Genomic DNA, 21,667 nt, shown 5'->3' on the forward strand with positions numbered 1-21,667 from the left:
TCGGTCAGTCGAAGATGGGGCCCTGGGTGCGGGTGCGCTTGATCTCGTAGAAGCCGGGCACCGAGGCGACCAGCAGCGTCCCGTCCCACAGCTTCGCGGCCTGGTCCCCGCGCGGGGTCGGGGTGACGACCGGCCCGAAGAAGGCGATCTGCTCGCCGTCGGAGCCGGGCACCGCGATGACCGGGGTGCCGACGTCCTGGCCGACCTTGTCGATGCCCTCCTTGTGGGAGGCGCGCAGCTGGGTGTCGTAGGTGTCGCGGTCGGCGTGGTCCGCGAGCTCGACGGGCAGGCCGACCTCCTCCAGGGCGGCGACGATGGTCTCCCGCTCCCGGGGCAGGCCCTGGTTGTGGAAGCGGGTGCCGAGCGCGGTGTAGAGCGGGCCGACGACCTCGTCGCCGTGCTCCTGCTGGGCGGCCACGACGACGCGGACCGGGCCCCAGGCGTCGCGGAGGAAGGCCGCGTACTTCTCGGACAGGGTGTCGAGCTTGTCCTCGTTGAGCACCGCCAGGCTCATGACGTGCCAGCGCACCTCGACGGGCCGGACCTTCTCGACCTCCAGCATCCAGCGCGAGGTCATCCAGGCCCAGGGGCACAGCGGGTCGAACCAGAAGTCGGCGGGCGTCTTCTCGGCGTCGGTGGTGGTCACGGTGCTACTCCTCGTACGGATGCCTCTGCGGACGGCTGCGGGGTACCTGATCCCCTACGACGGAGAACGCCCGGCCGGCCCGGGGTCATTCCCCGCCGCCGCCCGCCGGGGGCCCGCCGCGCTCCCGTGGGAGGATGCCAGAGCTGTGATCCAGCACGACCATCAGGGAAGACAAAGGAGTCCGCCTGTGCCCGGCGAGAACCTCAGCCGCGAGGAGGCCCGCGACCGGGCCGCGATGCTGTCCGTCGAACGCTACGACGTGGCGCTGGACGTCCGCTCCGCCGTGGGACCGGCCGATCCCGCGGGACCCCGGACGTTCCGGTCGACGACGGTGATCGAGTTCCGCTGCTCGTCGCCCGGCGCGTCGTCCTTCGCCGACCTGGTGGCCCCCTCGGTCACCTCCGTGCGGCTCAACGGCCGCGACCTCGACCCCGCCGTGGTCTTCGACGGCGCCCGCATCGCGCTGGACGACCTGGCCGAGCGCAACACCCTGATGGTCGACGCCTCCTGCGCCTACAGCCGCACCGGTGAGGGCCTGCACCGCTTCGAGGACCCCGAGGACGGCGAGGTCTACCTCTACACGCAGTACGAGCCGGCCGACTCGCGCCGGGTCTTCGCCAACTTCGAGCAGCCGGACCTGAAGGCCCCGTTCACCTTCCAGGTGACCGCGCCCGAGGGCTGGACCGTGATCAGCAACGCGGAGCCGGACGGCGAGCCCGTCCCCGCGGACGGCGGCGGCAGCGTCGTGCGGTTCCAGCCGACGCAGCCGATCTCCACCTACATCACGGCGGTCGTCGCCGGCCCGTACCACGTGGAGCGCGACCACTACGCCCGGACCTTCGAGGACCGCGGCGTGCTCGACATCCCGCTCAGCGCGCTGTGCCGCCGGTCGCTGGCCAGGCACTTCGATGCGGACGAGATCTTCGAGGTGACCAAGCAGGGCCTGGACTTCTTCCACGACCACTTCGACTACCCGTACCCGTTCGGGAAGTACGACCAGGCGTTCGTGCCGGAGTACAACCTGGGCGCGATGGAGAACCCGGGCTGCGTGACGTTCCGCGAGGAGTTCATCTTCCGCGGCAAGGTGACGCGGGCGTCGTACGAGCACCGGGCGAACGTGGTGCTGCACGAGATGTCGCACATGTGGTTCGGCGACCTGGTGACCATGCGCTGGTGGGACGATCTGTGGCTGAAGGAGTCCTTCGCGGACTTCATGGGCGCCTTCTCGCAGGTCGGCGCGACCCGCTACACCGAGGGCTGGATCACCTTCGCCAACCGCCGCAAGTCGTGGGCCTACCGCGCGGACCAACTGCCCTCCACCCACCCGGTGGTGGCGGACATCCGCGACCTGGAGGACGCCAAGCTCAACTTCGACGGCATCACCTACTCCAAGGGCGCGGCGGTGCTCAAGCAGCTCGTCGCCTACGTGGGCCAGGAGGCGTTCCTGGAGGCGGCGCGGCGCTACTTCAAGCGCCACGCGTACGGCAACACCACCCTGGACGACCTGCTGTCGGTGCTGGTGGAGACCTCGGGCCGGGACATGGCCGCCTGGTCGCGCTCCTGGCTGCAGACCGCGGGCGTCAACTCGCTGACCCCGCACGCGGTGTACGACGAGCAGGACCGGATCACCGAACTGACCGTGCTGCAGACCGCGGACGGCGAGCAGCCCGAACTGCGCCCGCACCGCGTGGCGGTGGGGCTGTACCGCCGGGTGCCCGGCGGCGCGGTGGAGCGTTACGCCCGCGCCGAACTGGACGTGGCCGGCCCGTCGACGGCCGTGGCGGAACTCGCCGGGCAGCCGCGTCCCGACCTGATCCTGGTCAACGACGACGACCTGACGTACTGCAAGATCCGGTTCGACGAGGCCTCGCTGGAGACCCTGCGGTCGCACCTGGGCGACGTGTCGGACCCGCTGGCCCGGGCGCTGGCCTGGGCTGCGGTGTGGAACATGACCCGGGACGCGCTGATGCCGGCCCGCGACTACCTGGCGCTGGTGCTGCGGTTCGCCGGCCGGGAGAGCGACATCGGCGTGCTGCAGTCGCTGCACCAGCAGGCGCGCACCGCGCTGACCCACTACGTCGCGCCGCCGGGGCGCGAGGAGGCGGCCCGCGAGCTGGCCGAGGGCGCGCTGCGGGAGCTGCGCCAGGCCGAGCCGGGCAGCGGCCACCAGCTCGCCTGGGCGCGGTTCTTCGCCGCGGTGGCCGGCTCGCCGGCCGATCTGCAGCTGCTGCAGGGCCTGCTGGCCGGCTCGGCGAAGATCGACGGGCTCGACGTCGACCAGGAGCTGCGCTGGACGTTCCTGGAGACGCTGACCGCCGAGGGCCTGGCGGACGAGGGCGTGATCGCGGCCGAGCGGTCCCGCGACGACACCGCCTCCGGCCACCGGCACGAGGTGCGCTGCCTGGCCGCGCGCCCGTCCGCGGCGGTGAAGGCCGCGGCGTGGACGGACGTGGTGGAGTCGGACAAGCTGTCCAACGCGCTGGTGGAGGCGACCATCGCGGGCTTCGCGCAGGCCGGGCAGCGCGAGCTGACCGCGCCGTACACCGAGCCGTACTTCGCCGCCATCGAGGACCTGTGGGCGGAGCGGTCGATCGAGATCGGGATGGCCGTGGTGCGCGGCCTGTTCCCGTCGCTGCAGGACCGGCAGGAGACGCTGGCGGCCACCGACGCGTGGCTCTCCGGCCACCCGGACGCCGCTCCCGCACTGCGCCGGCTGGTGCTGGAGGCGCGCGACGACCTGGCGCGCGCCCTGCGGGCACAGGAATGTGACGCGAGGCGCTGACTCCCCTCCGCCCAGGGCGTGTTGAGGGCGGGGAAAGCACGGCGCCGAGGGGCGGTCCCGGCTGGTCGGGGCCGCCCCTTCACCCTGATGGGTGAACCATGCTCTTCGGCATCCGAACTGGTGGACTTTAGCCCGCTGTTGTCCCGTTTTGTCGACGGGCCTGTAACAGCGGTTACCCACGGGTTCGCCGCTGGGCAAGCCTCTGACCATGACCACGAACCACCGCACCCCCCACACCTCGAAGGCCCCGGGCGTCCCGTCCGGCGACACCGGCGTGTTCAGCGCACGCCTGCTGCGGGAGCGCGGCCTGTCCCCCGCGCTGATCGCCGAGCGCTGCGCGCCGGGCGGGCCGTGGCAGCAACTGCTGCCGGATGTCTACCTGTTGCACCCCGGGCCGCCCAGCAGCCGCGAGCGCGTCCAGGCCGCGCTGCTGTACGCCGGCCGGGACCCCGGCCGGCACGGCCCCCTCGGCGGCGGCCGGGAAGCGATGGTGACCGGCCGCGCGGCGCTCGCCCTGCACGGCTTCACCTCGGTGCCGCCGCTGGCAGGGCAGCAGCGGATCGACGTCCTGGTCCCCCACCAGCGCCGGCTGCGTGACGCGGGCGACGTCGCACTCGTCCGGGTCCGCGCGCTGCCGAACCCGCAGGAGCTCTGCGGCCTGCCGTGCGTGCCGGTGCCCCGCGCCCTCGCGGACGCCGTCACCGCGCCGGACGACCCCGACATCATCCGGCGGATGCTGACCGAGGCGGTGCTCGCCGGGTACTGCGACGGGGCCGCGGTACTGCGGGAGCTGGCCGAGGCGGAGTCGCTGGACCTGCCGCACGTCGCCGCGGCCCTGCCCGCGCTGCACGCCGCCGACCGCACGATGGGCGAGGACCGGCTCTACGCCATGGTCCGCTGCCACCGACTGCCCGACCCGCTGTGGAACGTGGAGCTGGTGCTGCCCGGCGGCCCTCCGCTGGGCGGGGTCGACGCGTACTGGCCGGACGAGGCGGTGGCGGTGGTCGTGGACGCGCGGGCGGCGTCGGCCGGGCACGACGACGACGCCTGGGTGCGGCACGCCCGGCAGCGGGAGCGGCTGGAGGCGCTGGGCATCACGCTGGTGCACCTGACGCCGGCCAAGCTCGGCAGCGCCCTGGAGCAGCAGGCCGCGATCGTCAGGACGGCCCTGATGGCGTCCACGGACCGGACACCGGCGGCGTATGTGGGCGTCATCCCGCGCTGACGCCTTTTGCCCGGAACGCCACCGCCGCAACGGCCGGTCTTTTGCCCGCGCTGGTCCCGTTGTGTCCTCGATGGCGGTGGCGGAAACCCGTCATCGCCAGGCCATGTGCAGGTCAACACTCCCCAAAGGGCGCCCCATTCCATCAGGGTGAGCGGTCGTACGACTCCGCACTTCGAACAGTCCGCGACCGTCCGAACAGGGATGCCCATGCCACTCGATCACATAGCCGGGAAGAGACGCGCGGCCCGGATCGCGCTCGCCGCGGGCCTGGTCGCCGCGCTGTCGGCTGCCGGGCCCTCGCTCGCGGTCGCCGACCCGGCTCCGCAGGCCCCCGCCGCGACCGGTTCCACCGCCGGCACGCCGGCCGGCGACACCCCGGCCAAGGACGCGCCCGACAAGCTCGGCTCGGCCGACGCCTCGCTCCTGGAGAAGGCCAAGGCGGACGGCGACAAGAACGTCACGTTCATGGTCGCCACCCAGCCGGGCCAGACCGGGCAGGTCACCGCGAAGCTGCACGCCCAGGGCGCCAGCGTCGGCATGACCTACGACGACCTCGGCTACGTCCGCGCGACCGTGCCGACCGGCAAGGCCGACGCCGCGCTGACCGCGGCCCAGAAGCTGCCGCAGGTCCTGGCGATCGACCTCAAGCAGGAGATCAAGCTCGACGACCCGGCGCCGGCCGCCGACACCACCAGCGCGGCCGGCGGGCACGCGGGGCACGGCGGCACGACCACCTACTCCGGTCCCGACGCGCACACCCCGGCGAAGAACCCGTACCAGCCGGCGTTCGAGACCGGCGCGGTCGACTTCGTCAAGGACCACCCCACGGAGGACGGCCGCGGCGTGACCATCGGCATCCTCGACTCGGGCGTCGACGTCGGCCATCCGGCGCTGCAGAGGACCACCACCGGCGAGCGGAAGATCGTCGACTGGGTCACCGCCACCGACCCGATCCTCGACGGCGACGCCACCTGGCGGCCGATGGTCACCGCGGTGTCCGGCACGTCGTTCACCGCCGCCGGCCGCACCTGGACCGCGCCCACCGGCGACTACCGGTTCAGCACCTTCGCCGAGGCCGCCACCAAGGGCGGCGACATGCAGGGCGACCTGAACCGCGACGGCGACACCACCGACGTGTGGGGCCTGCTGTACGACCCGGCGGCCGGCACCGTGCGGGTCGACCTGAACAACAACGGGGACTTCACCGACGACACCCCGATGAAGCCGTACAAGGACGGCTTCCAGATCGGGCACTTCGGCACCGACGACCCGGCGACGGCGATCTCGGAGTCCATCCCGTTCACGATCGAGATCCGCAAGGACGTCCCGATGGACCCCTACGGTGGGACCTGGGTCGGCAAGAAGGCGGACTTCGTCAACATCGGCGTGGTGCAGTCCGAGCACGGCACCCACGTGGCCGGCATCACCAGCGCCAACGGGCTGTTCGGCGGGAAGATGAACGGCGCCGCGCCCGGCGCGAAGATCGTCTCGTCGCGGGCCTGCACCTGGTCCGGCGGCTGCACCAACATCGCGCTCACCGAGGGCATGACCGACCTCGTGGTCAACCACCACGTGGACGTGGTCAACATGTCCATCGGCGGTCTCGGTGCCCTCAACGACGGCGCGAGCGCCCGCGACCAGCTCTACAAGCGGCTGATCGACACCTACGGCGTCCAGCTCGTGATCTCCGCGGGCAACGACGGCCCCGGCGTCAACACCATCGGCGACCCGGGGCTCGCCGACCACGTGCTCAGCATCGGCGCCTCCATCTCCAAGGAGACCTGGGCGGCCGACTACGGCTCCCAGATGACCGTGCCGTACTCGCTGCTGCCGTTCTCCTCCCGCGGTCCCCGCGAGGACGGCGGGCTCGCCCCGGTGCTCACCGCGCCCGGCGCGTCCATCAACTCCGTGCCCACCTGGGAGGCGGGCGCGCCGGTGAAGGAGGCGGGCTACGCTCTGCCGCCCGGCTACGCGATGCTGCAGGGCACCTCGATGGCCTCCCCACAGGCCACCGGCGCCGCGGCGCTGCTGCTCTCGGCCGCCAAGGACCACCGGATGACGGTCAGCCCGGCCCAGCTGCGCACCGCGCTGATCAGCACCGCGCGCACCATCCCCGGTTTCCAGACCGTCGACCAGGGCGCAGGACTGGTGTCCGTCGGCCCGGCCTGGGACCTGCTGCGGCGGGGCGGCACCACCGACGCCTACACCGTGAAGGCGCCGGTGAACACCACCCTGTCCGGCTTCCTGCAGACCCCCGGCTACGGCACCGGCGTCTACGACCGCGAGGGCGGCCTGACCACCGGTCAGCAGCGCACCTACAGCGTCACGGTGACCCGCACCTCCGGCGCGGCCGCCGCGCAGTGGCAGACGCTGACCTGGGCGCACAACGACGGCACCTTCCGGGTCGAGGGCGGGCCGCTGGTCCGGCTCCCGCTCGGCGTCCCGGTGACCGTGCGGATCACCGCCAAGCCGCGGTCGGCCGGCGTGCACAGCGCGCTGCTGAACGTCGACGACCCGCTGACCCGCGGGACCGACACCCAGATCGCCGCGACCGTGATCGTCTCCACCCCGGTGGCCGCCCCCGGCTACACCCTGGAGCGGTCCGGCACGATCCAGCGCGACGTCACCCGCTCGTACTTCGTGACCGTCCCGGCGGGCGCGACCTCGCTCGAGGTCGCGATGGACGGGATCGCAACGGGCAGCCAGACGCGGTTCATCACCATGCACCCGTACGGTGTGCCGCTGGACTCGACGCAGACCATCGACTGCTACCCCAACTACACCAACCCGGCGAACACCTGCCGGCCCGACGTGCGGTCCTACTCCCAGCCGATGCCCGGCGTGTGGGAGATCGAGGTGGAGGCCCGGCGCACCTCGCCGCAGCTCGACAACCCCTACCACCTGACGGTGACCGTGCTCGGCGCGTCCTTCGACCCGGCCGTGCAGACCGTCGACCAGGTCAAGGTCGGCACCGCGACCCCGGTGACCTGGACCGTCGGCAACGCGTTCGCCGGGCTGGAGGGCCGGCTCAAGGGCGGGCCGCTCGGCTCCGCGCTGACCGCCACGCCGACGATCACCCAGGGCGCGACGCAGACCACCCAGCTCACCCTGGGCTCGGGCGTCTCGCGGCTGGACGTCTCCATCGGCTCGCCGTCGGACACCGCGGCCGACCTCGACCTGTACGTGTACCGCGACGGCGTGCTCGTCGGGCAGTCCGCGGACGGCGACGCCGAGGAGTCGGTGAGCCTGGCCGACCCGGCCCCGGGGACGTACACCTTCGAGGTGGACGGCTACTCGGTGCCGTCCGGGTCGACGACGTACGCGTACAAGGACGTGTACTACTCGGCCGGCCTGGGCTCGGTGAGCGTGGACGACTCCGCGGTCGTCCACCTGCCGCACGGCGCGAGCGCCCAGGTCTCGGCCTCGGTGCTGGCCTCGGCGGCGGCGCCCGCGGGACGGCAGTTCTTCGGTGAGGTCCAGCTCCTCGACGCGCGCGGTACGGTCGCCGGGACCGGCAGCGTGCTGATCGGCACCACAGTGCCGTAGCGGGGCCGTAGCAGGGCCGCAGCAGGGCCGCAGCAGGCCATTCGGCGGGGAGAAGGCGGGGCGGGCGCTCAGGGGGCGCCCGCCCCGCACGCTTTCCCGCCCCCGCGCCACGCTCGCTCCCCCGGGGCGGCCCGGCCCGGCTCCTACGGCCGGGCCGCTCCGCGGAGGAGGGCGCGGGCCGGCAGGAGCGTGGCGGCCAGCGACAGGGCCAGCGCGCCGCAGCCGATGACCAGGGCGGTGGCGGGCGGCACATAGGGGCTCCCACCGGTCGTGCCGCGGGCGATGGGAACCAGCGTGATCCACGCGATCGCCGAGCCGAGGACCAGTCCCGCGACCGCCACCAGCAGCGCCTCCCAGCGCAGCATCCCGAGCACCTGACGGCGGGTCGTCCCGGTCAGCCGCAGCAGCGCGACCTCACGGCGGCGGTCCAGCACCGTCATCACCAGCGTGTTGGCCGCGGCCACCGCGGCGAAGCCGCCGAGGACCAGCGCCATCACCCGGTTCGCCCAGGCGTTGAGCTGCAGGTCCTTGTCGGCCTGCGCCCGGTAGCCCGCCCGGTCCGTGACGGTCAGTCCGGGCACGTCCAGACGGGCCAGCGCCGTGCGCACGTCCGCCGGGCGGGCCCCGGGACGGTCGTGCACCAGCACCTGGCTGTCGAGGGCGGTCGCCGCGTGCTCCGCCACCGCCGCCCGCGGCAGCAGCAACCCGCCCAGCCCCAGGCCGCGTTCATAGACCGCCACGACGCGGGACCGCACCGGCGTGCCGTCGCCGAGCCACAGCGACAGCGAGCCGCCGACCTTCACGTGCGCGGTGCCGGCGAGCAGCGTGTCGACGGCGACCGTGCGGCCGTCCCCCGTCAGGTCGGCGAGCGAGCCGCTGCGCACCCCGAGGCGGAGCACCCCGGGAAGAGCCTTCACATCGCCCCCGACGCCCAGCACGGTCGCGGAGTCCAGCGCGCCGCCGGCGCGGTAGAGCGCACCCGTGCGCAGCACGCCGACGGCCGCGTCCACGCCGGGGATCCGGGCGGCCCGGTCGGCGGTGGCGGCGGGCAGCCCGGGCCCGGCGCTGCCCAGCACCTGGTCGGCGGCAACTCCGTCCCTGATCTGCCGGCTCGCGGTGTGGGTGATCGTGCCCTGCATGCACAGCAGCGTTCCGCAGAACGCCGTGACCAGGACGATCGGTGTGATCGCGGACGCCAGCCTGCGGGCGTTGGCCCGGGTGTTGGCGGCCGCCAGCGCGCCGGGCGCGCCGCCCGACCGCAGCGGCCACCCCAGCACGGTCGCGGCGAGCCACGCCAGGACCGGGCCGAGCAGCGCCACCGCCACCATGAAGCTGAAGACCACGCCGAGCGCGACCGACGCCGCGTCGTCCCCCGTCTCGTGCGCGGCCACCGCGGCCAGCACGCACCCGCCGGCGGTGGCCGCGACGCCCAGCACCGTGCGGATCACCCCGGGCCGCCGGCGCTCGACCGCCGCCTCGCCCAGCGCCTGGCTGGGCCGGGCCTTCGAGGGCCGCCGCGCGGCGAGATGGCCGGCGGCGAGCGAGGCCAGCACGCCGGCGCCGACCGCGACCACCATGGGGATCCAGCCGACGGACAACCGGGCGCCCCTCGGCACCGCGCCCTTGTCGACGAGCTGACCGAACCACCAGTGGGCGAGGGCGAGGCCGGGCAGGATCCCGGCCGCGCCGGCCACGGGGGCGACGAGCATCGCCTCGGTCGCCACGGTGCGCCGGATCTGCCGCGGGGTGGCGCCGACCGCGCGCAGCAGCGCGATCTCCCGGCTGCGCTGGCCGACCGCGAGGGCGACGGTGCCCATGACCACGAACACCGCGGTGGCGGTGGCGATCCCGCCGAACGACCCGCCGATCGCGGTCAGCAGCTCGCGGGCGGAGGCCAGCGTGGGCTGCTCGGCCGCGCCGCGTCCGTCGCCGGTCCGCACCTGTACGCGCGTGCCGACGGCCTGGCGGGTCTCGTCGGCGAGCCGGTCCGTCGGGATCCCGGGCGCCCCGAACACCGCGATGGCGTCGGCCCTGCCCGGGTGGCCCGACAGAGCGGGCGCGGCGGTGTCGGCGAAGTACGCGGTGGCGGTGGCCTTTCCGGACTCCCCCGGCCGCGCAGGCTCCCCGGTCAGCCCGGCGACCCGGTAGGTGTGCGTGCCGCCGGGCGCGGCGAACCGCACGGCGTCGCCGGGGCCGAGGCCCGCCGCCCGCGCGGTGGCCGCGTCGAGCACGACCTCGCCCGCACCGGGCGCGTGGCCCCGCGTGACGGCGGAGCCGTCGACGGCGTGGGCGGCCCAGTCGCGGCCGGTGAGCGGGGGAAGGTGCGCGGACTCCACGGGGAACGCGATGTCGGCAACGGCGGCGGCGACGCCGGGCCGGGCGGCGATCCGCGCCGCGAGCCCGGCGTCCAGCCGCGGCTGGTCGGTGAGCGCCTCGGCCTCGGTGTCGCGGTTGTCGCCGTGGCCGGTGGTGATCCGCGCCTGCGGGTCGGGGGCCACCACGACCGGCACGTGCGCGTACCGCACCGGTGCCACATGGGCGGTGACCCCGGTCTGCAGCATGGTGCCGCAGGCCGTGACGACCGCGGCCGCGAACAGCAGCGCGATGAAGGTGCCCGCGAAGGACGCGGGCCGGAACCGCACAGAGGCGCGGGCGAGCCCGTTCACGCGGCCGCCCCCAGCCTGCCGGGGCCGGCGGTGGACGCGGTGAGGGCGACCATCCGGTCGGCGACGGTGGTCGGGTCCGGGCGGGTCAGCTCGCCGGCGAGGGCGCCGTCGGCCAGGAAGACCACGCGGTCGGCGTACGAGGCGGCCACCGGGTCGTGGGTGACCATCACGGCGGTCGCGCCGAGGGCGTCCACCGCGTGCCGCAGCAGGCCGAGCACCTCCCGCGCGGTCCCGGTGTCCAGCGCCCCGGTCGGCTCGTCGGCGAAGATCACCTCCGGGTCGGTGATCAGCGCCCGGGCGATGGCGACGCGCTGCTGCTGCCCGCCCGAGAGCTGGCCCGGGCGCCGCCTGCCGTGCCGCTCCAGCCCCACCCGGGCCAGCAGCTCGGCGGCCCTGCGGCGGTCCGGCCGGCGGCCGGCCAGCCGCTGCGGGAGCAGCACGTTCTGCTGGACGGTCAGCGAGGGCAGCAGGTTGAAGGACTGGAAGACAAACCCGATCCGGCTGCGCCGCAGCTTGGTGAGCCGGTTCTCGCTCAGGCCGGTGATGTCCTCGCCGCCCAGCAGCACCTGGCCGGCGCTGGGGCGGTCCAGGCCCGCGGCGCACTGCAGGAAGGTGCTCTTGCCGGAGCCGGAGGGGCCCATGACCGCGGTGAAGCTGCCACGGGCCAGGGCCAGGTCCACTCCGCGCAGGGCGTGCACGGCCGCGTCGCCCCTGCCGTAGGTGCGGCGGACGGCGCGCAGTTCCACGGCGAAGGGCGACGGACGGGCTGCCTCCGTGCGGGCGGCCTCCGTACGGGCTGCCTCCGTGCGGGCGGCGGGCTCGGTTCTGCGGCGGGATGCCATGGCCTGGGGCTCCTCTCCTGGCGACGTCTTCGACGCTACGGAGCGGGCGCGGGCCGGACCATGGCGTCCCCTGGCGTCCTCGGGGTGGGGAGAACCCCCCTTTCCGCTCGCAGCGGGCGGGAAGGGTAGAAGGGCGGCACCCCCGGGAAGGGTTCCCGCACAGACCGAGGACGGAGGCCCGATGGACCGGGACCGGCTCGCCGCCATGTACGGCGTCGACGTGACGTACAGCCCAGCGCCGGACACGCAGGTCACCGTCCCTGAGGAGACCGTCGTCGCCGTTCTCGCCGCCCTGGGGGTGGACGCGAGCACCCCGCGCGCGGTCAAGGACGCGCTGGCCGCCGCCGAGCAGCGCCGGGCGCACCGGCTGCTGCCTCCGTGCACGGTGATCAGGGCCGGCCGGCGCACCCTGAAGCAGGCGCTCCCCGACCTGCCGGAGGGCACCCGGCTGCGGACCGGGACGCCGTCCGGGGAGGCGCTGGCGGAGCCGCCGCGCACCCCGGGCCGCTATGTGCTGCGGGCCACCGGACCGGACGGCCGCAGCACCCACGGCGACCTGATCGTCGCCCCGGCCCGGCTGCCGGGGCCGCCCGGCCGGACCTTCGGGTTCATGGCCCAGCTCTACTCCACCCTGTCTTCCCGTTCCTGGGGCCGCGGCGACCTCGGCGACCTCGCGGACCTCGCCGCGTGGTCGGGGCGCGCCCTGGGCGCCGGCTTCCTGCAGATCAACCCGCTGCACGCCGCGGTGCCCGGGCACCCCACCGACCCCTCGCCGTACCGGCCGTCCTCCCGCCGCTTCCCCGACCCGGCGTACCTGCGCATCGAGGACGTGCCGGAGTTCGCCTACCTGCCGCGCGAGGCCCGCGCGCAGGTCGACGGGCTGCTGCGCAAGGCGGCGGCGTTGCGCGACACCGTGCTGGAGAAGGACGCGCTGATCGACCGCGACGCGGTCTGGGAGCTGAAGGCGCAGGCGCTGGAGCTGCTGCGGTCGGTGCCGCTGAGCCCCGGCCGCCGGGCCGCCTACGCCGACTACCTGGCCGAGCAGGGCCAGGCGCTGGACGACCACGCCACCTGGTCGGCGCTGGCCGAACTGCACGGCCCCGACTGGCACTCCTGGCCCGCGGGCCTGCGCGACCCGCGGTCCTCTCAGGTGGCCCGCGCCCGCGGCACCCACCTGGACCGCGTGGACTTCCACTGCTGGCTCACCTGGCTGACGGACGGCCAGCTCGCCGCCGCGCAGCGGGCGGCCCGCGACGCCGGGATGCCCGTCGGGATCGTGCACGACCTGGCGGTCGGGGTGCACCCGGGCGGCTCCGACGCCTGGTCGATGCAGGATGTGCTGGCCGGCGGCATGTCCATCGGCGCCCCGCCCGACGCCTTCAACTCCCGCGGCCAGGACTGGGGACTCCCGCCGTGGCGCCCGGACGCGCTGGCCGCCACCGGCTACGCCCCCTACCGGGACCTGATCGCCCGCATGCTGCGCCACGCCGGCGGGCTGCGGATGGACCACGTCATGGGCCTGTTCCGGCTGTGGTGGGTGCCGGAGGGCCGGCCGCCGACCGAGGGCACCTACGTCCGCTACGACGCCGAGGCGATGCTGGGACTGCTGGCCCTGGAGGCGTACGAGGCGGGGGCGGTGGTGATCGGCGAGGACCTGGGCACGGTGGAGCCCGGCGTCCGCGACGAACTCGCCGACCGCGGCATCCTCGGGACCTCGGTGCTGTGGTTCGAGCGCAACTACACCGGCGAGGACCCCGACCGCAGACCGCTGCCGCCGTCGGCCTGGCGCGAGTCCTGCCTGGCCACGGCCACCACGCACGACCTGCCGAGCACCGCGGCCCGGCTCACCGGCGAGCACGTCGAGCTGCGGCACCGGCTCGGCCTGCTGACCCGGCCGCTGGCCGAGGAGGAGGCCGACGACGCCGCCGAGGTCGCGGAGTGGATCGCGCTGCTGGGGCGGCTGGGACTGCTCCCGGAGGGCGCGGCGGACGAGGAGGCGGTGGTCAAGGCGGTCCACCGGTTCCTGGCCCGCACCCCGGCCCGGATGGTCGGCGTGTGGCTGCCGGACGGCGTGGGCGACCGGCGCCCGCAGAACCTGCCGGGCACCTCGGACGAGTACCCGAACTGGCGGCTGCCGGTGGCCGACCCGGCCGGGAACGCGCTGACGCTGGAGCAGTTGGCGGCGTCCCCGCGGCTGCACGGCCTCGCGGAGGAGGTGCGCCGGGCCCTCGGCGACGCGGCACGGGACGGCGGACACGGCTAAGGCACCCCCGGCCGCGCGGCCCGTGGAGGTGGTGACTACATTGAGTACGTGGACAAGAAGCTCAACAAGAAGGCCCTGCGCGCCGGTGTGATCACCGCCGGGACGGCGCTCACGCTGCTGATCTCGACCCCCGCGTTCGCGCTGGCGCACGACGACGGGGACGACCCAGGCTCCGGCCTGAACGTCGCCCAGACCCTGGGCCTGTTCGTCGGGATCCCGGTCCTCCTGTTCGCGATCATCGCCGGTCTTGTCATCGTCACCGACAAGTCCCGCAAGCAGCAGCACAACTGACGCTTCCGGCCGGCCACGCCTCGTGGGGGTGACCGGCAGCCGACGGGGGCAGGGTCTCAGGGGCGCGACGGAGAACGGTGCCGGGCGCCCCTGAAGGCATGCCCGGAGCCGTCCGGAACCGTCCTGGAGCGACGCCCTGGTGGCCCCGGCCACCCTCACGGCCCTGAGCTTGAGGCGCCGGTCCGTTCGGTGGCGAGCAGCAGCTTGCGCAGCAGCGCCGAGAGCTGCGCGGCCTCCTCGGCGTCGAGGCCGTCCAGTGCGACGGTCTGGAGCGCCAGGCCGGACCCGACGGCCCGGTCGATCACGTCCAGCCCCCGGCCGGTCAGCGCCACCCGCAGCCCGCGGCGGTCCCCCGGATCGGGCGAGCGCTCCAGCAGCCCGGCCTTCTCCAGCTTGTCCAGACGTCCCGTCATCCCGCCGGTGGTCAGCATCAGCGTCGCGGAGAGCTGGCGCGGCGACAGCGTGTACGGCTCGCCCGACCGCCGCAGCGTCGCGAGCACGTCGAACTCCCCGCGCCCGATCCCGTAGCGCTGGTACTCCTTCTCCATCCGGTCGCCCATGAGGCGCGACAGGCGGTAGATCCGCCCGAAGACCGCCATCGGCCGGGCCTCGAGGTCCGGGCGCTCCCGGTTCCACTGGGCGGTGATGGCGTCGACGGCGTCCCGCTCGTCCCCGGTCCGGGCGTCGTCCCCGGTCCGGGCTGCGTCGTTGATCAGGACTTCGTCACCGGTCCGGGCTTCGCCCTCGTCGTCCTGCCCAATCCCGGGCTCGTTCTGCTGCGGCATGCCGCCAGTATCGCCTCCCGGTCACTCGGTCGCAAGAAAGTAGCTTGACGCTAAGTAGCTTAGCGCTAAGCTACTGACCACTGACCGACCTTCAGGGAGCCGTGACGCCGTGACACGCAGCCGCACCTCCGCCCGGGCCGAGAGAATCCCCGGCGAGCGGGCCATGCTCGCCGCGATGGGGGTCGACTCCGTCGGCTCCGGCATGTACGTCCCGTTCAGCCTGGTGTTCTTCCACCACATCACCGGCCTGTCGTTCGCCGTGGTCGGCGCAGGCCTCACGGCCGTCGGCCTGCTGGGCATGACCGCGCTGCCGCTGGCCGGCACGGCCGTGGACCGTTACGGCGCCCGCCGCGTGCAGCTGCTGCTCTACGGGGTGCGCGCCACCGGCTTCGCCCTCTACCCGTTCGCCACCGCCCTGCCCTCCTTCGCGGCCGTCGCGCTGGGCACGGCGGTGGGGGACCGGGCTTTCCCCGCGGTCCAGCAGGCCTGGATCGGGGAGGTGGCCCAGGGCGCCGACCGCGACCGGTTGCAGGCGGCGGCCCGCGCTCTGCGCAACGGCGGCCTGGGAGCGGGCGCGCTGCTGGCCTCCCTGGTGGTCGCCCTGTGCGGCGACCGCGGCTTCGCCCTGACCGCGTGGCTCAACGCGCTCAGTTTCGCGTCCGCCGCGCTGCTGGTCCGCCGCGTGCGGGGACACGTCGCGGCGCCCGCGGCACCCGCACGGGGTAAGGCAGCCCTGACGGCTCTGACGGCCGGGCGTTCTGGCGGCGGCTACCGGATCGTGCTGAGGGACACCGCGTTCCTCGGCCTCACCGGCGCCAACTTCCTGACAGCGCTGGGCTATTCGGCGCTGGCCGTGCTCTTCCCGCTGTTCATCGGCGGCACGCTGGGCGAGCCGCAGGCCCTCACCGGGGCGGCGTTCACCGTCAACACGGTGCTGTGCGCGGTGGGCGGAGTGACGGTCGCCGGCTTCGTGCGGCGGCGCGGCGCCCGGCGCACCCGGGCCGCGGCCCTGGGCGCGGTCCTGTTCGCGAGCGCGTTCGCGGGTCTGGCGCTGCTGGCCGCGCTGCGGCCGCAGGCCGGATGGGTGGCGCCGGTGGTGCTCTTCGCGCTGGTCGGGCTGTACACGGTGGCCGAGCTGGTGCACAGCCCCGCGTCGAGCACGCTGGCCGTGGCGGCGGCCCCCGAGGAGCTGCGGGGCCGGTACATGGCGGCCTACCAGCTCTCCTGGTCGCTGGCGAGCACGCTCGCGCCCTCCCTGTTCACCCTGCTCGAGGCGTCGGACACGCGGCTGCCGTGGCTGGTGCTCACCGGAACGGCGACGTCCGCGGCGGCCCTGCTCGTCGCGCTGGAACGGCGGTTGCCCGTGGACGCCGTCCATCTCGCCCCGTCCGCACCGGTGTTCACCTCCACCCCCACAGCCCGGCCCGCCCCGGACCCTGCTCGCGCCTGAGCGTTCCTCCCGGCCGGTGTCCCGGCACGCCGCTCCCCCGCCCGTCCCGCCGTCCGCCGAGCCCACCCTCCCCGGAGGACCCCGTGTTCAGGACCACCGGCACCGCCGCCACCGTCGCCACGACCGCGCTCGCCCCGCTCGCCTGGGGCTCCACCTACGTCGTCACGACGCAGTTCCTGCCACCGGGCCGGCCGCTGCTCGCCGGGCTGCTGCGGGCCCTGCCGGCCGGGCTGCTGCTGGTGGCCGTGACCCGCACGCTCCCCCGCGGCATGTGGTGGGCGAAGGCCGCGGTGCTGGGCGCGCTCGACATCGGCGCCTTCTTCCCGCTGCTGTTCCTCGCCGCCTACCGGCTGCCGGGCGGGGTCGCCGCGGTCGTCGGCGCGGTGGGGCCGCTGATCGTGGCGGGCCTGTCGACGGTCCTGCTCCGGGAGCGGCCGGGCGGCCGCACGGTGGGCGGCGCGGTCGTCGGAGCGCTGGGCGTGAGCCTGGTGGTGCTGCGGCCGGGCGCCGGGCTGGACACGGTCGGGGTGCTGGCCGGGCTGGCGGGCGCCGCCGCCATGGCCGCCGGCACCGTGCTGACCAAGCGCTGGGGACGCCCGGACGCGGTCGGGCCGCTGGCGTTCACCGGCTGGCAGCTCACCGCGGGCGGCCTGCTGATCGTCCCCGTGGCGCTGCTCGGCGAGGGGCTGCCGCCCGCGCTGGACGGCCGGAACGTGCTCGGGTACGCCTATCTCGCGCTCGCCAACACCGCGCTCGCGTACGTGCTGTGGTTCCGCGGGATCGGACGGCTGCCGGCCGCGTCGGTGAGCCTGCTGACGTTCCTCAGCACGCTGTCGGCCGCGGTGATCGGCTGGGGCGTCCTCGGGCAGGGGCTCGGCGGATGGCAACTGCTGGGTATGGCCTTGGCGTTGAGCGGGACGCTGGCCGGTCAGCGGCCCGCGCGGCGGGCACCGGACCGCCCGTGTCGTCGGAGTCACCCGCCTCGCCCGTGTCGTCGGAGTCGCCCGTGTCTTCGGAATCGCTCGTGTCTTCCGAATCGCTCGTGTCGTCGGCGCATCCCGCCGGCCTCCTGTACTCCTGCCGGTCAGCGCCCGCCGAAGGTCCCCTCGTTTCCTGGCAGTCCGGGTGCTCCGGGCAGTCCGGTCCGCCCGGTCCCTCCACGCGGGCCGCGTCCGGGCGTCACGGCTGGACCGACACCGGCACCGAGCGCGACGGTGTCCGGTCCAGGTTCCGGCCGAACGGGCGCCACGCCACGACCGTGACCACCGCCATCGCCGCCGCCGAGCACCAGAACGGCGCGGTCACCCCGCGCCAGCTCACCAGTGGGCCCCCGATCAGCGCGCCCACCACGTTGCCGCCGACGGCGAACATCAGGAACACGCTCTGCACGCGCCCGCGCAGTTCCTCCGGCACCCGCCGCTGCCGGAACGTCGTCTCGACGCTCCCCAATACCGAACTGTGCACTCCGAAGACCGCCAGGACCGCGCCCGCGGCCCAGGGCACACCGGCCAGCGCGAGGCCCACATGGGTGAGGGTCTCGATGACCAGGCCGATGCGCAGCAGCAGCGAGGAGGCGAACCGGGACTGCAGGCCGGGTGCCACGACCACGCCGAGGATCCCGCCGACCGCGCTCGACGCGGTCAGCAGGCCGTAGCCGACCGGGCCAAGCCCGAGCCGGTCCCGGGCGTAGAGCACCAGGATCGAGAACCCGGCGATGAGGGTGATGTTCATCAGGCACAACGTGAGGGACAGCATCCGGATCACCGGTTCGTGCCACACCCAGCGCAGGCCCTCGGCGATCTCCCGCCGCACCGAACGCCCGCTCCCCCCGGCCTCCGCCGCCGTCGCGCGGGCCGGGCCGTCCGTCTGCTGCCGCAGTCCGCGCATCGCGGCGATCACCGTCGCCGAGGCCAGGAACGACGCCGCGTCCAGTCCGAACGGCAGCCCCGCGGCCAGGACGAACAGGGAGGCGCCGAGCGGCCGCCCGGCGAACTTGTTGAGCACGAAGAACGAGCCGTGCAGGCGGGCGTTGGCCTGCGGCAGCAGCGCGGACGGCACGACGGCGGGCACCAGGCTCGACGCGGCGTTCTGGGCCAGGGTCTCCCCCGTGCCGAGCAGGAACGCGCAGGCGTAGATGACCGGGATCGTGGCGTGCCCCGTCCACACCGCCACGGCCAGCGCGGCCGTCACCCCACCGCGCAGCACGTCGACCACGACGACCAGCCGCCGCTTGTCCAGCCGGTCCACCAGCGCACCGCTGACCAAGGAGAAGAGCAGCCAGGGGAGTTGGCCGACGAAGGCGGCGAGGCCGACCAGCACCGGGTCGTCCGACACCGACGCCACCAGCAGCGGCGCCGCGGTCTCCATCACGCCGTCGCCGAGCGTCGACACCGAGTTCGCCGCCCAGAGCGTGTGGAAGGCCCGGCCGAGGCCCGGGCGGCGCTCCCTCGCGCCCCGCCGCGCGCGGCCCTTCGGCCGTCCGATGCGTCCGGTCCCGCCCACCGGCGTCATCCCCGTGCCCTCCGCCCGGCCGTTCCCGCGCCCTTGCGGCGGGTGCCGCCTGCGGGCCAAAAAACCGAGGCTAGTCCGCGGTGCCGCGCCGGCCCACCGGATTTTCCGGTCAGACCTGCGGGCGGTGCCCCTGCTCCTGTTGAGGCGGTACCTGCTCGGCGCCCGGCAGCACGGGCCTGGGCAGCCTCGCCACGTTCTCCTCGGCCTGCGCCAGTTGCCCAGCGGTGTCGGCGGGCAGCGACGGGGACGTCCGTGCGGGCTGCCGGAAGCGGAACACCGACGTCATGTCCCCGAAGGTGCTGCGGCGCCACGCCGAGACATTGGGTTCGCGCACGCCGGTGACGGCTTCCAGGAACCGCAGCGGGGAGGTGTGGTCGAACGCCTCGCTCGCCACCCAGCCGCCGGCCGTCCACGGCGAGATGACGATCGCCGGCACCCGGAACCCGGCCCCGACCGGCAGGTTCCTCACGTACTCGTCGGCGGTGCCGGCCGGTGCGGTCGGCGGTACGACGTGGTCGAACAGGCCGTCGTTCTCGTCGTAGTTGAGGATGAACGCGGTCTTGGCCCACACCTCCGGGTTGGACGCGATGGCCTCCAGCTTGCGGGCCACGAAGTCGGCGCCCGCGGCGGGCAGATAGTCGGGGTGCTCGGACTGGGTGCTGGTGGGGATGATCCACGAGACCGCCGGGAGGCGGCCGTTGCGCGCGTCGTCCTCGAACGTGCCCTCGGCCTGCGGGCGCACGCCCTTCTCGTACAGCGGCGAGCCCGGCGCGGCGGAGGCGAAGGTCTGGAAGTACTCCAGGACGTTGCAGCCGTAGTCGTCGCTCTGCTGGTACACCTTCCAGCTGACGCCCGCGGCTTCCAGGCGTTCGGCGTAGGTGGTCCAGCGGTAGGGCTGGGGCGCGCTGTTGGAGATGACCGGGCCGCCCCTGGTGCCGCCCGGGTCGATGGTGCCGGTCATCCAGTACAGGCGGTTCGGCCAGGTGGGGCCCAGCACCGAACAGAAGTAGTTGTCGCAGATGGTGAAGTTCTCGGCGAGCGCGAACTGGAACGGGATGTCGTCGCGCGTGTAGTACCCCATCACATAGGGGCCGTTGGCACCGTCCGCCGCCCGGTGCGCGGGCAGCCAGTTGTCCATGCGGCCGTTGTTCCAGGCCTGGTGCTGCACCGACCAGGCGTGCGCGGTGGAGGGGATCGCCTGGGCGCTGGTGGTCCTGGTGTCCAGATGGAACGGCAGCAGATAGCCGTCGGGGTTGACGCTGTCGGGCTGGTGAAAGACCGACCGGCCGGTGGACAGTGTGAGGGCGTTCGGGTCGCCGAAGCCACGGACGCCGGAGAGCGTGCCGAAGTAGTGGTCGAAGGAGCGGTTCTCCTGCATGAGCAGGACCACGTGCTCGATGTCGTGGATCGATCCGCCGGCGGGCGGGCCCGCCGCGACCGCCTTCTGCAGACTGGGCGGCAGCAAGGCCAGCGCCGCGGCGCCGCCGATGGCGCCCGCCGCCGACCCGAGCAGCCGGCGCCGTGTCAACTCGGCCATGGACGTTCCTCCCTAGAACTGCGCGCCATCGGGGACCGGTCGTCGAGCGTCGGCCTCGAACCGCGGCGGGGTGCGCCCGCCGTGACGGACGGGGCCCCGCGCGATGTGGTCGGGAGGTCGGTGGTGGGGCGCGGGACTCCGGGTGAACGCGTGGCCGACGCGAGAAGCGGTTGGCCTCACCATGACCCGGTTCGTCCGAACGGCCCCGGAGGCACGCCGGGCTCGTCACCGGACCGGATCACCTGACAAGTCGGATCACCCGATTGGCATGGGTGGCGCGGGGAGTGGCGCGGGGAGTGGCGCGGCGCGGCCGGGTTGGGGCCGGTTCGGCACGGCTGAGTGCGGCTCGGCGCGAAGGGGCTGGGTCGAGGTCGGGGGGCGAGGTCGGCCCGGCGGGGCTCGGCTCGGCTCGGCGGGTTCGGCTCGACGGCCCGCGCTCACCAGACGTCGCCGTCGCGCCAGTCGCAGGTGAGCGGCGCGGTGGGGTCCAGCGGGGTGTGGTCCAGCGGGAAGACGTAGATCCACCCGTCGACGTCGGGCGTGGGGACGATCCCGTCAGGGGTGAACGCCGAGGAGGGTCCCTGCCAGCACAGCCAGCCGCGGCCCGCGTAGAACTCCGCGGCTTCCTCGGCGGCCCCGAGCGCGCCCAGTTCGTAGGCCCCGCGGATGTAGCGCTCGGCCACGGACATCAGCGCGCCGCCGTGGCCGCGCCGGCGGCGGTCCGACCGGACGGCGACGGCCTCGACGTAGCCGGTGCGCAGGGCGCGCCCGCCGTGGAGCAGGCGCCGCTGGACGACGCAGGCGTGCCCGACCAGCGCGTCGCCCTCCCACGCGGTGACGTGGACGCCGCCGAGGCTGTGGTCCCAGTCGGCGTCGGTGAACGCGCCGTCGGGGTGCCCGGCGAACGCGTCGTCCAGCAGGGAGCGGATCGCGGTGAGCTCGGCCGGGGTGAGCTCGGCGGTGTGAGCGGTGCGCAGGCGTACCTCGGTGTCGGTCACCCGGGCATCCTGGCACCCCGGGGACGCTTGGCGGGGCGGGTTCCGCGCGGGGCGCCGGCGCTGCGGGAGGCCCGCAGCCCCGGTGGCACGCTGCTTGCGGGGCGCCCCGGCCGGCGGAGGGCCGG

The 21,667-nt window shown here is 74.5% G+C and carries 14 protein-coding genes; 7 read left to right on the forward strand and 7 right to left on the reverse strand.

The genetic code is table 11. From position 1 onward, the window contains the following. Positions 1-4: 4 nt before the first annotated feature. Positions 5-646 (reverse strand): mycothiol-dependent nitroreductase Rv2466c family protein, encoded by a 642-nt coding sequence (locus tag K7862_RS24505; protein WP_308012158.1) that lies wholly within the window; start codon positions 644-646, stop codon positions 5-7. A 187-nt stretch (positions 647-833) separates the two neighbouring features. Here K7862_RS24505 and pepN point away from each other — a divergent pair, with 187 nt between their 5' ends. The 3 genes from pepN (at position 834) to K7862_RS24520 (ending at position 8,199) form a co-directional block, all read left to right on the forward strand. Further along, on the forward strand, positions 834-3,428 hold the full coding sequence (pepN, locus tag K7862_RS24510; RefSeq protein WP_222966130.1) for an aminopeptidase N: 2,595 nt from the start codon (positions 834-836) through the stop codon (positions 3,426-3,428). A 208-nt stretch (positions 3,429-3,636) separates the two neighbouring features. After that, on the forward strand, positions 3,637-4,653 hold the full coding sequence (locus tag K7862_RS24515) for a hypothetical protein (protein WP_222966132.1): 1,017 nt from the start codon (positions 3,637-3,639) through the stop codon (positions 4,651-4,653). A gap of 207 nt (positions 4,654-4,860) precedes the next feature. Continuing rightward, a complete protein-coding gene (locus K7862_RS24520; RefSeq protein ID WP_262413724.1) occupies positions 4,861-8,199 on the forward strand; it encodes a S8 family serine peptidase in 3,339 nt (1,112 codons plus the stop codon). A gap of 143 nt (positions 8,200-8,342) precedes the next feature. Here K7862_RS24520 and K7862_RS24525 read toward each other — a convergent pair whose 3' ends face one another. Together K7862_RS24525 and K7862_RS24530 are read right to left on the reverse strand one after the other, a co-directional pair. Next, complete coding sequence (locus tag K7862_RS24525) at positions 8,343-10,865, reverse strand: FtsX-like permease family protein (protein ID WP_222966136.1); 2,523 nt, start codon at positions 10,863-10,865, stop codon at positions 8,343-8,345. Continuing rightward, on the reverse strand, positions 10,862-11,707 hold the full coding sequence (locus K7862_RS24530; RefSeq protein WP_222966138.1) for an ABC transporter ATP-binding protein: 846 nt from the start codon (positions 11,705-11,707) through the stop codon (positions 10,862-10,864). The genes K7862_RS24525 and K7862_RS24530 overlap by 4 nt, the downstream gene beginning before the upstream one ends. Positions 11,708-11,888: 181 nt before the next feature. Between K7862_RS24530 and malQ the strand changes: the two genes are divergently transcribed. Then, complete coding sequence (gene malQ / locus K7862_RS24535; RefSeq protein ID WP_222966140.1) at positions 11,889-13,970, forward strand: 4-alpha-glucanotransferase; 2,082 nt, start codon at positions 11,889-11,891, stop codon at positions 13,968-13,970. Positions 13,971-14,018: 48 nt separating this feature from the next. Beyond that, positions 14,019-14,261, forward strand: coding sequence for a hypothetical protein (locus K7862_RS24540; protein ID WP_222966142.1), 243 nt, complete (start codon positions 14,019-14,021; stop codon positions 14,259-14,261). 155 nt (positions 14,262-14,416) lie between these two features. Here the strand turns inward: K7862_RS24540 and K7862_RS24545 are convergent, their stop codons facing one another. Further along, complete coding sequence (locus K7862_RS24545; RefSeq protein ID WP_222966144.1) at positions 14,417-15,046, reverse strand: MarR family winged helix-turn-helix transcriptional regulator; 630 nt, start codon at positions 15,044-15,046, stop codon at positions 14,417-14,419. Positions 15,047-15,155: 109 nt separating this feature from the next. On the opposite strand from K7862_RS24545, the gene K7862_RS24550 reads away from it, so the two are divergent. Further along, positions 15,156-16,496 carry an MFS transporter gene (locus K7862_RS24550; protein WP_308012159.1) on the forward strand — a complete coding sequence of 447 codons (1,341 nt, stop codon included), beginning with the start codon at positions 15,156-15,158 and terminating at the stop codon, positions 16,494-16,496. An 83-nt stretch (positions 16,497-16,579) separates the two neighbouring features. Beyond that, positions 16,580-17,758, forward strand: a complete 1,179-nt coding sequence (locus K7862_RS24555; protein ID WP_222966146.1) for an EamA family transporter — start codon at positions 16,580-16,582, stop codon at positions 17,756-17,758. Here K7862_RS24555 and K7862_RS24560 read toward each other — a convergent pair. From K7862_RS24560 to K7862_RS24570, 3 genes are all read right to left on the reverse strand, one after another. After that, positions 17,676-18,998, reverse strand: coding sequence for an MFS transporter (locus K7862_RS24560; RefSeq protein WP_222966148.1), 1,323 nt, complete (start codon positions 18,996-18,998; stop codon positions 17,676-17,678). The genes K7862_RS24555 and K7862_RS24560 overlap by 83 nt on opposite strands. Before the next feature lie 118 nt (positions 18,999-19,116). After that, positions 19,117-20,544: an alkaline phosphatase family protein gene (locus tag K7862_RS24565; RefSeq protein ID WP_222966150.1), complete on the reverse strand. Its 1,428-nt coding sequence runs from the start codon at positions 20,542-20,544 to the stop codon at positions 19,117-19,119. A gap of 437 nt (positions 20,545-20,981) precedes the next feature. After that, positions 20,982-21,542, reverse strand: a complete 561-nt coding sequence (locus K7862_RS24570; RefSeq protein ID WP_222966152.1) for a GNAT family N-acetyltransferase — start codon at positions 21,540-21,542, stop codon at positions 20,982-20,984. Positions 21,543-21,667: the final 125 nt, after the last annotated feature.

Source organism: Actinacidiphila acidipaludis (genome assembly GCF_019890725.1).
GTDB lineage: Bacteria > Actinomycetota > Actinomycetes > Streptomycetales > Streptomycetaceae > Actinacidiphila > Actinacidiphila acidipaludis.

Bases quoted from the DNA above. Each gene is read 5' to 3' on its own strand.
- K7862_RS24515 (WP_222966132.1), top strand. From the start codon at position 3,637: ATGACCACGAACCACCGCACCCCCCACACCTCGAAGGCCCCGGGCGTC.
- K7862_RS24520 (WP_262413724.1), top strand. From the start codon at position 4,861: ATGCCACTCGATCACATAGCCGGGAAGAGACGCGCGGCCCGGATCGCG.
- K7862_RS24565 (WP_222966150.1), bottom strand. From the start codon at position 20,544: ATGGCCGAGTTGACACGGCGCCGGCTGCTCGGGTCGGCGGCGGGCGCC.
- malQ (WP_222966140.1), top strand. From the start codon at position 11,889: ATGGACCGGGACCGGCTCGCCGCCATGTACGGCGTCGACGTGACGTAC.
- K7862_RS24530 (WP_222966138.1), bottom strand. From the start codon at position 11,707: ATGGCATCCCGCCGCAGAACCGAGCCCGCCGCCCGCACGGAGGCAGCC.
- K7862_RS24545 (WP_222966144.1), bottom strand. From the start codon at position 15,046: ATGCCGCAGCAGAACGAGCCCGGGATTGGGCAGGACGACGAGGGCGAA.